At 40.2% G+C, this 13,202-nt stretch carries 10 protein-coding genes; 4 read left to right on the top strand and 6 right to left on the bottom strand.

All coding sequences use genetic code 11. The annotated features are described in order from the left end of the window. The first annotated feature begins 87 nt into the window (after nt 1–87). The 3 genes from H5118_RS12120 to H5118_RS12130 all read left to right on the top strand — a co-directional run bounded on the left by H5118_RS12120 (nt 88) and on the right by H5118_RS12130 (nt 4,502). On the top strand, nt 88–2,166 hold the full coding sequence (locus H5118_RS12120; RefSeq protein WP_182748969.1) for a M13 family metallopeptidase: 2,079 nt from the start codon (nt 88–90) through the stop codon (nt 2,164–2,166). 258 nt (nt 2,167–2,424) lie between these two features. Next, entirely contained in the window at nt 2,425–3,138 is a 714-nt protein-coding gene (locus tag H5118_RS12125) for a YebC/PmpR family DNA-binding transcriptional regulator (RefSeq protein ID WP_002959761.1), read from the top strand. A 41-nt stretch (nt 3,139–3,179) separates the two neighbouring features. Further along, nucleotides 3,180–4,502: a leucine-rich repeat-containing protein kinase family protein gene (locus tag H5118_RS12130; RefSeq protein WP_409074712.1), complete on the top strand. Its 1,323-nt coding sequence runs from the start codon at nt 3,180–3,182 to the stop codon at nt 4,500–4,502. 79 nt (nt 4,503–4,581) lie between these two features. Here H5118_RS12130 and H5118_RS12135 read toward each other — a convergent pair whose 3' ends face one another. From H5118_RS12135 to glk, 6 genes are all read right to left on the bottom strand, one after another. Next, entirely contained in the window at nt 4,582–5,706 is a 1,125-nt protein-coding gene (locus H5118_RS12135) for a sterol desaturase family protein (protein WP_182748973.1), read from the bottom strand. A gap of 205 nt (nt 5,707–5,911) precedes the next feature. Then, complete coding sequence (gene gap, locus H5118_RS12140) at nt 5,912–6,916, bottom strand: type I glyceraldehyde-3-phosphate dehydrogenase (RefSeq protein ID WP_002959757.1); 1,005 nt, start codon at nt 6,914–6,916, stop codon at nt 5,912–5,914. A gap of 9 nt (nt 6,917–6,925) precedes the next feature. Continuing rightward, nucleotides 6,926–7,546: a bifunctional 4-hydroxy-2-oxoglutarate aldolase/2-dehydro-3-deoxy-phosphogluconate aldolase gene (gene eda, locus H5118_RS12145; RefSeq protein ID WP_002959756.1), complete on the bottom strand. Its 621-nt coding sequence runs from the start codon at nt 7,544–7,546 to the stop codon at nt 6,926–6,928. 33 nt (nt 7,547–7,579) lie between these two features. Beyond that, a complete protein-coding gene (gene edd / locus H5118_RS12150) occupies nt 7,580–9,430 on the bottom strand; it encodes a phosphogluconate dehydratase (protein WP_039489891.1) in 1,851 nt (616 codons plus the stop codon). Between the two features lie 336 nt (nt 9,431–9,766). Beyond that, nucleotides 9,767–10,780 (bottom strand): LacI family DNA-binding transcriptional regulator, encoded by a 1,014-nt coding sequence (locus tag H5118_RS12155; protein WP_182748975.1) that lies wholly within the window; start codon nt 10,778–10,780, stop codon nt 9,767–9,769. 38 nt (nt 10,781–10,818) lie between these two features. After that, a complete protein-coding gene (gene glk, locus H5118_RS12160; protein ID WP_002959751.1) occupies nt 10,819–11,811 on the bottom strand; it encodes a glucokinase in 993 nt (330 codons plus the stop codon). 290 nt (nt 11,812–12,101) lie between these two features. Between glk and H5118_RS12165 the strand changes: the two genes are divergently transcribed. Next, a complete protein-coding gene (locus H5118_RS12165) occupies nt 12,102–13,118 on the top strand; it encodes a LacI family DNA-binding transcriptional regulator (RefSeq protein ID WP_024603984.1) in 1,017 nt (338 codons plus the stop codon). The last annotated feature ends 84 nt before the right edge of the window (nt 13,119–13,202 follow it).

Genomic DNA, 13,202 nt, shown 5'->3' on the forward strand with positions numbered 1-13,202 from the left:
CAATAACAATCGATAAGTTAAATATTCGTAACAATAAAAATGATTCACTGCTGCTTTAATTCAATCAGTGATACTCAGGAGTAAGTAATGAAAAAGAGTTTAATTGCCGCAGCATTAGCTGCCACATTTATTACAGGTTGTTCAGAGCCGCAAACAACAAAAATAGACGAGCAACAACCTAAAGTAACTACAGCCACAGTGACAGAAAAAGCAGAGTTAGGTAGTTTTGGTGTTGATCTAACAGCTCGCAACGAAGCCGTGAAACCAGGCGATGACTTTTTTATGTATGCCAGCGGCACGTGGTATGACAACTACGAAATGCCTGCAGATAAAACCCGCTATGGTGCATTTTCTGGATTAGCTGAGCGCAGCGAAGGCGATGTTAAAGCTATTATTGAAGAAATAGCCGCACGTAAAGATTTAAACGCAGAAGAAAAACTCGTTGCTGATTTTTACAATGCGTATATGGATACCGAAACACTTAATAAACTCGGTGTAGCGCCTATTAAGCCATTGTTAAGTGAAATTAGTGATATAGCGTCAACTGACGATTTAGCTGAGATGTTTGGTAAGTCTTGGTTAACCGGTAATAAAGCCCCTTTTGGCGGCGGTATGTGGTTTAATCGCCTAGACCCTAATAAATATGAAATGTCACTAGGTGCTGGTGGTTTAGGTTTACCAGATCGTTCTTACTACCTTGAAGACGCTGAGCGCTTTGTAAAAACCCGTACAGCTTATGTTGCTCACATTGCTGACATGCTTGAGTTTGCAGGCACTGAAAATGCAACTGAGCGCGCTCAAGCTATTCTTGACCTTGAAACCAAAATTGCACAAGGACACTGGCCTCGTGAAAAGCGCCGTAATCGCGATTTAACCCTAAACCAAGTTGAACGTGACGATTTAAGCACTGCTTATCCTGGCTTTAACTGGGATTTATACTTTGCGCAAACAGGTTATAAAGTACCTCAGTTAAATGTATCTCAGCCTGAGCCAATAAAAGCGATGATTGAGCTAATCAATCAAGAAGATATTGCAGTATGGAAAGACTACCTAACGTATCACGCTATTAGCGGTAACGCAGGTTTACTATCAGAGGACGTATTTAATACTAACTTTGCTTTTTTTGGTAAAGAACTAAACGGACAGCAAGAGCCTCGCCCTCGTTGGAAACGTGCAATAAGTGAAATGTCAGGCACAAGTTCGCTTGGTTTTGCTATTGGTAAGATATACGTAGCGCGTTACTTCCCTGAGTCGTCAAAACAACAAATGTCTGAGCTGGTTGAAAACCTACGTACAGCTCTTGGTGAACGTATTGATAACCTAGAGTGGATGGGCGATGAAACTAAAGTAAATGCGCGCGCTAAACTGGCTGCATTTGTACCAAAAATTGGTTATCCCGATGTTTGGCAGTCTTATGATGGTTTAAGCATTACTAAAAACGATTTAATCGGTAATGTGAAAAACATGCGTGAGTTTTTCCACGCAGAAAGTGTTGAAAAAGAGCTACAAAAAACAGACCGTAGCCGCTGGGGCATGACGCCACAACGCGTAAACGCTTACTACAATAGCTCGTTTAATGAAATTGTATTTCCGGCTGCGATACTACAACCGCCGTTTTTCGATCCAAATGCCGATCCGGCTGTAAACTATGGCGGTATTGGCGCTGTAATTGGTCATGAAATGGGTCATGGGTTTGACGATCAAGGTTCAAAATCTGACGAAAACGGTGTACAACGTAACTGGTGGACTGATGCTGACCGCGCTGCATTTGACAAAAAAGCCGATCAACTGGCTGCGCAGTACAGTAAATACGAGCCAATCGAAGGTAATTTTGTTAATGGTCGAAATAGCCTTGGCGAAAACATTGGTGATGTAGGTGGGCTATCAATGGCTTATCACGCGTACAAGCTCAGTTTAAATGGTAAAGAAGCGCCTGTTATTGACGGCGTTACTGGCGATCAGCGTTTCTTCCTTGCGTGGGCACAAGTATGGAAAGAAAAACGTACTGAGCAAAGCATGCTTAACCAACTGCGTGGTGGCACACATGCCCCAGGTCGCTTTAGAGCACAAGCGCCGCGTAACCATGATGCATGGTACAAAGCGTTTGATGTAAAACCAGGCGATGCGTTATACCTTCCTGAAGATGAGCGTGTACGTATTTGGTAAGTAACACTTACTTTTTATTACTTAGTAAGGCAACCTGTTATACAGGTTGCTTTTTTATTGAATTAAATTTACACATAATAGATATAATTCCAACGTCTAGAACCCTCGATGATCCCATTAATAAAATACAGTTTACATGGCTTTTAAACGTTACCGATTTAATCTGTTTTAATACTTACTAGCCCTTGAATGCATTTACCTTTAGAATACGCATTATAATTTTATTCTATTATTTACATATATTAAGGCGAAACGCAGATGGGAAGAGCTTACCAAAACAAAAAAGATTCAATGGCTAAGACTGCGGGTGCTAAAACTAAAGTTTATTCTAAGTACGGCAAAGAAATTTATATTTGTGCAAAAAACGGCGGTGTAGATCCAGATGGTAACTTATCATTACGTCGTTTAATTGAACGCGCTAAAAAAGACCAAGTACCAGCACACGTTATTGACCGCGCAATAGACAAAGCAAAAGGCGGCGGCGGTGAAGACTACGCAGCAACACGTTACGAAGGTTACGGCCCTGGTAACTGTATGATTATTGTTGACTGTTTAACAGACAACAACAAGCGTACCTTTGCTGATGTACGTGTTTGTTTTACCAAAGCAAATGCTAAAATTGGCGCTCAAAACTCTGTTTCACATTTATTTGATCACCTTGCTATTTTTGTATTTGACGGTGATGACGACGAAGCAGTACTTGAAGCTCTTATGATGGCTGATGTTGATGTAACTGACGTAGAAGTAGATGACGGTAAAGTTACTGTTTTTGCTCCTCATACAGAGTACAACAACACACGTACAGCGCTTGAAGAAATGGGCGTGACTGAATTTGACGAAGACCTAATTAGCTTTGTGCCACAAATTGAAACGCCGATTGAAGGCGAAGACGTTGAAGTTATGGAACGCTTTTTAGCAATGTTAGAAGATTGCGACGACGTACAAAACGTTTACCATAACGCGCAATTCTAAAGAGCGATTTAGTAAGTTAGAACGACTTTAAGCCAACAGCTATGTTGGCTTTTTCATTTTTAGAACATGGTATTAATATGAACTCCCTTAAAGAGCTTAAAAGTGGCAAACTTGTTGGTGCTACTCGCCTGCAATTGGTAGAAGAGCTAACGACATTTCCTGAAGAAATCTTTAGCTTAGCTGACACGCTTGAAGTTCTCGATTTATCAAATAATAACTTATCAACACTACCTGATGAATTTGCCTGTTTAACAAACCTGAAGCGTGTGTTTTTATCGTTTAATCAGTTTAAGCATATTCCTAAAGTGCTCGCTAAATGCCCTGCTTTAATTATGGTCGCGTTTAAAGGTAACCAAATTTCTGAATTTGCTTTAAACAGCCTGCCAAAAAATATTGAGTGGCTAATACTCACCGATAATACGTTAAGCGAATTGCCTGAAGATTTCGGTAATTATACCCAGCTTGAAAAGCTTGCGCTTGCAGGCAATCAACTTAAGCAACTGCCAAGTAGCATGGCGCAGTGTAAAAACCTTGAGCTTGTTAGGCTCTCTGCTAATAACTTAACACACGTAGACGACTGGCTGTTTGAATTGCCTAAACTTGCTTGGCTTGCGTTTGCCGGTAACGATTTTAATAAAGCCCAGTGCCTTACAAAAAGCTGCTTAGAAAATAAGTCTCTTAACGATTACACACTTAGTCATGTTATTGGCCAAGGTGCATCGGGCGTTATTCATTTAGCACAAGCTATTGAAAGTGCTGTAGCGATTAAATTATTTAAAGGCGCAATTACCAGCGACGGCTACCCGCTTGATGAAGTAAATTGCTGCTTACAAGCAGGCGATCACGCTAATTTAATTCAAGTACTTGCCTACATTGAGCAAAGTGATCAGCTAGGTTTAGTAATGGAGCTAATAGATAAAAGCTTTGCTAATTTAGGCCTGCCTCCAAGCCTTGAAACCTGTACTCGTGATACCTTTAATGATGATTGCCATTACTCAACTCACGCTATTTTAAAAATTGCACAGCAAATGGTAAGTACCTTACATCACTTGCATATTTGTAAAGTAAGCCATGGCGACGTGTATGCGCATAACACCATGATAAACAAAGATGCTGATGTATTATTTGGTGATTTTGGTGCAGCCACAAACTTAGCCATGTTAAGTGATTATCAACAAAAGCAAATCGAGTTAATTGAAGTACGTGCATTAGGGTGTTTAATTGAAGACTTAATAGGCACGGTAACTGGCGATGATAAACAATGTGAGCTCTTTGTTAAAATGTCCAATATGGCAAAATGTGCCATGCAACCTACATTAAATCAAAGACCTACATTTACTGAGTTATTAGCAGAGCTAAAATAAATTTAATATTAATAATATAAGCGAGCAAAATGTAACATCTTACTCGCTTTTATTTTATGTTTATTCGGATTTTCCGTACTTATTTAGTGCGCTTAAACGGGTAAACCTGTTGTTTAAGCATACCTACGGGCATGTAATCCCCGACTACACCATACGCTTGTGGCCACTCTTTTTGGCCTTTAACAGCAGTACCAAACACATAATCTAAAAACGAAAAATGTGCAGCGTAATTTCGGTCAATCGCGGCTTTATCTGACGCATGATGCCAATGGTGAAACTGCGGTGTAACCATAAAATATTTTAGCCAACCAAATTTCACACGCACATTTGCATGGTTAAACACAGCCTGCAAACCCACAATTATTACGTACAAACTAATTATTTGCTGTGAAAAACCAAGTACAAATATAGGCGTGAGCACTAAGCTGCGCGTTACGAGTATTTCAAGAATATGCTGGCGAGAGCCCGCTAACCAATCCATTTCTTTAGCACTGTGATGTACGCCATGAAAGCGCCATAATAAAGGGACTTCGTGATAGGCACGATGCACCCAATACTGCATTAAATCAGCCACGAGTATTATTAAAAACAACTGCACTATAAAGGGTGTTTGCTCTATATAACCTTGTACTGTAGATGATACAGCCCAGCCAAAGCCATAATGCACAAAGTGGTTAGTAACGAGTAATACAAAACCAATAATTAAATGATTTACAAAAAAGTGGTTTAAATCGCCTCGCCATTCGCTACGTAATATTTTTTGATCTTTACGATGAGGTAATAACTTTTCAATCACAATAAATATAAGTGTTGAGCCGAGTAAATCTAAAATAAACCAATCAAGCCCTATATAAGGTGTATCAGAAGCAAATTCGTTTACTTCAACGTTTGGTCCGCCAAACATAATAGCGAGTAAAATAAAAAACCACGCTGTAGCCCCTAAACGCTTATTGGTATTACGTAGAAAGTTAAGTAATCCTAAACTGCCCGAGACCAATAATGATGCAAACATAAGCTGACGTAAAAAGTCGACGCTGTAGCTTTTTCTCAGCTCTGGTGTGGTTAAATATTCAGGAAAGTGAAACGCTAATACGCCTAAGCAACTCAGTATTGCTAAAAAGCAGGCTATGTAGCCACTTATGTTGCCCTCACCTATCTGAAGATGATTTGTGCGAAATACTTTTCGCGATAGAGCTCTGATCATTTTTATTATTCCTTGCGTCGTTGAGTTGATTAAATACAACGAAATTCCATTGATTTACACACCCACATATTAACAAAATTTAGGGTATAAAAAATACAAATAGTTCCCTTCTAATTTTGAATTGCAAATATACAGATAAACTAAACGCAAAAAAGCCACGCAATGCGTGGCTTGGTTGGATAAAGCTAAACTTTTACAAGGTCAATTATAAGTACTGACCTAATGCTTTAACTTGGTCTAACATGCGGTTTGAGAAACCCCACTCATTGTCGTACCAAGCCATTACTTTAACTAGTTTGCCATTGGCTTTAGTTTGCGTTGCATCAAAGATAGACGACGCTGGGTTATGGTTAAAGTCGATAGAAACAAGCGGAAGCTCGTTATATTCTAAAATACTCTTCATTGAACCCGTTGATGCTTCTTTCATGATTGCATTGATTTCTTCTGCAGTCGTATCACGCTTAGTGATAAACGTAAAATCAACTAAAGAAACATTGATTGTAGGTACACGTACCGACATACCATCTAATTTACCAGCAAGTTCTGGTAATACTAAACCAACAGCTGCCGCAGCACCTGTTTTAGTTGGGATCATAGATTGAGTTGCACTACGCGCACGGTATAAATCTGGGTGGTAAACGTCAGATAAGTTTTGATCGTTGGTGTAAGCGTGAATAGTCGTCATGCTACCTTGCTCAATACCTACTGTGTCGTTAATTGCTTTTGCAATTGGCGCTAAACAGTTAGTAGTACAAGAAGCGTTAGAAATGATATTGCTGTCAGCATTAATTACGTCGCTGTTTACACCATGCACTACTGTTGCATCTAAACCAGTACCTGGAGCAGATACGATTACTTTTTTAGCGCCTGCAGTAATGTGCTTAGCGGCGTCATCACGTTTAGTGAAAAAACCAGTACATTCTAAAACGATATCTACGTTTAGCTCTTTCCACGGTAAGTTTGCAGGGTCACGCTCTTGCGTTAACGTAATTACGTCATCCCCAATTAGCATAGTGTTATTTTCAAGTGTTACTTTTTTTGAAAATTGACCATGAACAGAGTCATATTGCGTTAAATGTGCATTTACGTTAGCTGGTGCTAAATCGTTAATTGCTACAATTTTAATTTCGCTGTTTTGAGCTGACTCATAAAGTGCACGTAAAACATTTCTACCGATACGGCCGTACCCGTTAATTGCTACATTAATCATTTTAGACTCCTATTTAAGTTCACTTGCTTGGCGAGCAAGCGCTTCAATTGCTTGCCAGTCTTTATTTTCAATTAGTTGTTTATCTAGCATCCACGTACCACCAACACAAATAACGTTGTTAAGCGCTAAATAATTAGGAGCAGTTGCTAGGCTAATGCCGCCAGTTGGGCAAAAAGTAATATGTGGTAATGGGCCACCGATTGATTTAAGCATAGCTGTTCCGCCTGCAGCTTCTGCTGGGAAGAATTTTAAATACTTAAAACCATGCGACGCAAGTTGCATAACTTCACTTGCAGTTGCAGCGCCTGGTAAAAATGGTATATCTGATGTTTTAGCTAAAGCAATAAGCTCATCGCTCACACCTGGACTCACCATAAAATCTGCACCAGCAGCAACCGAAAGATCAAAACTTGCCTTATCTACTACCGTACCAGTACCTACATAGGCTTCAGGTACTTCTGCTTTCATTAGCTTTACAGCTTCTGCAGCAATGGGTGTACGTAGTGTTATTTCTAAGGCTTTTAAGCCACCGTTGTATAAAGCTCTTGCAAGTGGTGCTGCATCTTCTAATTTTTCGATTACAACCACTGGCACTACGGGTGCCGATGCTAAGATTTTTTCAATACTCATTACTTGTTCCTCATTACCCAGTATGGCTAATATTTATTCAAGTCCAAAAGCACTCGCGCCTAAATCGGCACTGCTTACGATATTTCTAAATCCAGTAAATAATTCACGACCTGTACCAAATGTTGCACTTGGCAGGCTAAGCTCTGCTTCACGCTTAGCAAGTTCTTCGTCGCTAACGTGTACTTTTAATATTCCGTTTGGCGCATCAAGCGTCACTAAATCGCCTTCTCGGATTTTAGCAATAATGCCGCCTTCTACTGCCTCTGGTGCTAAGTGAATAGCAGCAGGTACTTTACCTGATGCACCCGACATACGACCGTCAGTAACAATGGCTACTTTAAAGCCTTCATCTTGAAGCGTTGCCATTACTGGCGTTAACTTGTGTAGCTCTGGCATACCTTTCGCTTTAGGGCCTTGCTCTTTTAGCACGGCAATAAAGTCTTGGTTTAATTCGCCACGAGTGTATGCATCTTGCAGAGCACTTTGTGAACTAAATACTTTTGCAGGAGCAGTAACGGTTTGATGTTCTTCAGCAACAGCTGACACTTTGATAACAGCTTTACCTAAGTTGCCAGTTAGAAGTTGCAGACCACCTTGCTTACTAAATGGGTTACTCACTGGGCGAAGTACTTCTTCATCGTGCGAGTTTGCTGGGCAATCTACCCATTTAACTTTAGTTGGGCCAGTTGAGTCGCTCATGATCAAGCTATCGTCTTTATCCAAACGAGGCTCTGTCATGTATGGTGCTAAACCATCGCCAAGCATTGTTTTAACGTCTGTATGTAAGTAACCAGCGCTTGCTAGTTCTCGCATTAAGAAACCCATACCGCCTGCTGCTTGAAAGTGGTTTACATCAGCTGAGCCGTTAGGGTAAATACGTGTAAGAAGTGGTACAACTTCTGATAAGTCAGACATATCTTTCCACGTAACCTGAATGCCGGCAGCTTTTGCTATCGCAACAATATGGATTGCATGGTTAGTAGAACCACCTGTAGAAAGCAGACCCACTAAACCATTTATAATCGTTTTTTCGCTGATCACATCGGCTAAACAAGGGCTTTCTTTATCATCCGTAAGCTGCTTAAGCATAGTTTCTACAGCATTACCTGTAAGGCCATCGCGAAGCTCAGTGTAAGGATTAATAAACGAGCTACCTGGAAGGTGTAAGCCCATTATTTCCATCAACATTTGGTTTGAATTGGCAGTACCGTAGAACGTACACGTACCAGCGCTGTGATAAGACGCACTTTCAGCTTCAAGTAAGTCTTCGCGGCTCACTAAACCTTGTGCAAACTTTTGGCGAATACGTGCTTTTTCTTTATTCGGAATACCTGATTGCATTGGACCTGCTGGTAAAAAGAACACAGGTAAATGACCAAACGACAATGCACCAATTAATAAACCAGGAACAATTTTGTCACAAACGCCTAAACAAAAAACGCCATCAAACACATCGTGCGAAAGAGAAATTGCTGTAGACATAGCAATTACATCGCGAGAAAAAAGTGAAAGTTCCATGCCGTCACGCCCTTGCGTAACACCATCACACATTGCAGGAACGCCACCAGCAACTTGAGCTGTAGCATCGTATTTAGTAGCAATGTCTTTAATTAAATCTGGGTAATCTTTGTATGGCACATGAGCCGATAACATATCGTTATATGAGTTGATAATAGCAAGATTTGGTTGCTCATCAGCCTTTAAGCGCGCTTTGTCATCACTGCTACATGCAGCCATAACATGGGCTATATTTCCGCAACCTAAACCGGCACGAACTCTTGTTTGTTTTTTTGCGTGCGAAATACGTTCTAAATAATCTTGACGGGTATTTTTACTGCGTTCGATAACGCGCTGGGTAACTTCTTGAATACGAGGATGTAACATAATTTAACTCATCTCTATTAGTTAGAGGATAAAGGCTCAGTAGCAACTACAGACTCCACGTAAATAACTGTACTGAGCATCTTTGATTTACCCGTTCAAAGGTACGCTACCAGGGAGCCTCTCACAACAACCCTGACACCGGTGTCACTGTATTAACGCATAGCAATGACACCGGTGTCAACCCTAGGTAACAAAAATAGTTTAATATTTTAACATGACCGAATAATGACCTAATTGATTTTTAGGCACAAAGCATGTTTTAGCAAGTTCAGAGTAAAAAAAAGCCCGAATAAACGTCACTCATATTCGGGCTACTGTGAAAGTGTTTTAAACTCACTATTTTATTGCTGAGGTAGACTCGCGTGTAATCAAGCGCGACTCAAGCGTTACCTGATACGGCTGCTCTTGTGGTTGAGATATGTGTGAAATAAGTTGCGTTACGGCTTGTTTAGTCATCTCTTCAACGGGCTGTGCTATCGTTGTTAACCCGGGCCAAATATGACGTGCAATGGGCGCATTATCAAACCCAGCTATTGAAATGTCATCAGGCACTTTTAATTGGCGCTGAGTTGCTAATTTAAGTACGGCAGCCGCCATGTAATCGTTTGATGCAAATACAGCGGTTGGCCTAGGGGATAAATCTAATATGCTGCGTGCACTATCTACACCTGAGTGATAACTAAAGTTACCCTCCTCTACTAAGCGCTCATCAAATTCTATACCATGGCTTGCAAGTGAACGCCTGTAACCTTTAAAACGTTGTTGCGTGGCACTGTGATCTGGATGCCCTTTAATAAAGGCTATAGACTTATGACCGAGGTTAATTAAATGCTCGGTAATCTCAAATGCGCCTTGCTCGTCATTACTACGCACTGAAATTGAATCATCTTGTAGTAAAGCTGAAGCAACCCTTGCATAAGGAATTTTTTTGGATTTTAAAAAAGAAGCAAGCTCAGCAAAGTCACCAAAAGGAGGTGTTAGCACAATGCCATCTAATCGAGAAGTTTGTAGTAATTGCTCAATATTATTTATAAGTGCTTCACCACGAAACTCACAAGGGTGTATCAATAAATTATAGTTGTTTTCTTTACACGCTTCTAAGGCGCCCGTTTGCACTCGGGTAATATAACTTTTACTTGGGTTATCGTATAAACAGCCAATAATAAAGCTACGATTTTGAGCAAGACCTCGTGCAATTGGATTTGGGGTGTAATCAAGCTCTTTAAATACCGCAAGCACCTTTTCTCGGGTGGCGGCACTTACATTAGGCTCATTGTTTAACACGCGTGAGACGGTTTTTTTAGAAACCCCTGCATGGCTTGCTACACTATTTATGGTTACTTTTTTCATCTGTCCATTATCCAAATACAACCTGTAAGACCAAAGCCCTATTTGCTATTGTGTAAACACGCAGCAGCGCCAATAAGCGGTATGTTGTCTTGTGTTACGAGTGTTACAGGGATTTGTCCTGCGTACTGCGACATAATACCCTTTTGCGAAAATCGTTCAACAAAACGACTCTCAAGAAGTCTCGCTTGCATACGAGGTAGTATTCCACCGCCAATAAATAATCCACCTAACGCGCCATAAACAACCGCTAAATCACCGGCAACACTGCCAATCCAATCACAAAACTGGTTTAAGGTTGCATCACACACATCACATTCACCACTATTTGCAAGGCTGCTAATTTGTGCGGCATCTAAATTTTTAGCTGTTACACCCTTAACCGCAGACATTGCTTTGTATAAATGCGTTATGCCAGGACCTGAAAAAACTGTTTCGATAGAAACATGGGGATGATCTTTACGTAACTCATTTAATAATAAAGTATCGAGTTCATTAACAGGTGCAAGTGATATATGCCCCCCTTCTGAACTTAGCACTGCGGTAGATTGAGACGTTCTAACTAAGCACGCGGCACCAAAACCAGTACCGGGACCTATAACACCAATGTTTGCGTTATCATCAGCTTGACCTGATTTAACAATGACATTTTGTTTAGGATCTAAGTAAGGGGCAGCGTAAGCAAAGGCAGCAAAATCATTAATGACTTCAAGTTGTTGTAAATCAAAATGAGTTTTAAATTCACTGACGCTAAAATGCCAACCTAAATTGGTTAAATGCACTTGCCCGGCTTTTATTGGCCCTGCAACGGCTAAACATGCGCGTTTGGGTGCAATATGTGGGACTGTTTGTAAATATTGCTCGAGCGCACTTTCAAGAGAACCAAAATTGGCACTAGGAAAAATATTAATGTGCTCTATTATAAATTGGTTAGTCTGTTCATTAAAAGCAGTTATTAAAGCAAAGCGGGCATTAGTGCCGCCGACATCAGCAACTAAGATGGGATCAAATTGGGCAGAAGCGTTTGGGCTCATAGTATTATCTCTTTTGTTAAGCGACTCATGCTTATTATTTTACAATGGTGTACCATTGTTATTTATACTTTGAGCTATCACCTCAAAGTAGCTATCACAGTAAAAAATGCTGCCTATAAAGATATAGACAGCGAATACGTTTTGACAACAAAATGATAAAACACTGACATTATGACACCGGTGTCAGGAGTTTATCAATAAAAATATCCGTTAATTCACAAAAAGCTTGAAATTATTCATCAATAAACGAAAATGACACAATTATTTATCAATTTAATTAAGTTGTAACAATGAAAGGTAAAGCTACCTCATTTGATATTGCCCACTATGCAGGGGTATCTCAATCGACTGTATCTCGCGCTTTACGTAACAGCCACCTTGTTAATGAAGAAACACGCAAGCGTGTTTTCGATATAGCCAAAAAGCTTAATTATAAAGTTGATAAAAATGCGAGTAACCTTCGCACTCAACAAAGTAGTACGCTTGCATTATTGTTGTTTGAAGATCCCACTTCTGACGAGTCCCAAATAAATCCTTTCTTTTTAGCCATGCTTGGCAGTATTACCCGTGCTTGCGCTAAAGAAGGTTACGATTTATTAGTTTCATTTCAATCGGCCAGTGCTGATTGGCAAGCAGACTACGAAGACAGCCACAGAGCTGATGGCATTATTTTACTCGGGTATGGCGATTACATTGATTACCAACCAAAATTTAACACCTTACTTGAACAAAACACTAAGTTTGTTTGCTGGGGTGCAACGGTAGATAACCGTCCCGATTTAACTGTTTGTTGTGATAACTACGGTGGCGGTAAGCTCGCCGCTGAGCACTTTATTGCGCATAGCAGAACTGATTGCGCTTTTATTGGTGACGCCTCTGATCACAGCCCCGAATTTTTTAGTCGTTTTCAGGGTTTTAAAGATGAGCTATTGGCTAACAACGTTAAAATAAATGAGCGTAAAATGGCTAATGCTATCTCTACTGAAGAATCTGGCTATCACGCAACACGCTCACTAATTGCTAATAATATTAAATTTAACGCCTTATTTGCTGCAAGTGACTTAATTGCTATTGGGGCTATACGCGCACTTAAAGAAGCAAATATTAACGTGCCGAAAGATGTTGCGGTAGTCGGCTTTGATAATATAGCCATTGCAAGTTATGTAAACCCACCACTAACTACAATAGAGCAAAACACCACTATTGCTGGGCAAATGTTAGTAGAGAACCTATTAAAACTGATACGTGGTGAAGAAGTTCAAAGCACCCTGTTGCCTCCTATTCTCATTCCTAGAAGTTCAAGCTGAGCCGGGCTGATAAAATAAAGTAGAATTTATAAACGGTTTTAATTGGAAGTTACAACGACACTAATTTATTCAGTATATTTTTAT

Origin of the sequence: Pseudoalteromonas sp. SR41-1 (assembly GCF_014164015.1) — a bacterium.
GTDB lineage: Bacteria > Pseudomonadota > Gammaproteobacteria > Enterobacterales > Alteromonadaceae > Pseudoalteromonas > Pseudoalteromonas distincta.

Excerpts from the sequence above, each read along its gene's own strand:
- H5118_RS12120 (WP_182748969.1), top strand. The coding sequence starts at position 88 with ATGAAAAAGAGTTTAATTGCCGCAGCATTAGCTGCCACATTTATTACA.
- glk (WP_002959751.1), bottom strand. The coding sequence starts at position 11,811 with ATGAGCCCAAACGCTTCTGCCCAATTTGATCCCATCTTAGTTGCTGAT.
- edd (WP_039489891.1), bottom strand. The coding sequence starts at position 9,430 with ATGTTACATCCTCGTATTCAAGAAGTTACCCAGCGCGTTATCGAACGC.
- eda (WP_002959756.1), bottom strand. The coding sequence starts at position 7,546 with ATGAGTATTGAAAAAATCTTAGCATCGGCACCCGTAGTGCCAGTGGTT.
- H5118_RS12155 (WP_182748975.1), bottom strand. The coding sequence starts at position 10,780 with ATGAAAAAAGTAACCATAAATAGTGTAGCAAGCCATGCAGGGGTTTCT.
- gap (WP_002959757.1), bottom strand. The coding sequence starts at position 6,916 with ATGATTAATGTAGCAATTAACGGGTACGGCCGTATCGGTAGAAATGTT.
- H5118_RS12135 (WP_182748973.1), bottom strand. The coding sequence starts at position 5,706 with ATGATCAGAGCTCTATCGCGAAAAGTATTTCGCACAAATCATCTTCAG.
- H5118_RS12165 (WP_024603984.1), top strand. The coding sequence starts at position 12,102 with ATGAAAGGTAAAGCTACCTCATTTGATATTGCCCACTATGCAGGGGTA.
- H5118_RS12130 (WP_409074712.1), top strand. The coding sequence starts at position 3,180 with ATGTTGGCTTTTTCATTTTTAGAACATGGTATTAATATGAACTCCCTT.
- H5118_RS12125 (WP_002959761.1), top strand. The coding sequence starts at position 2,425 with ATGGGAAGAGCTTACCAAAACAAAAAAGATTCAATGGCTAAGACTGCG.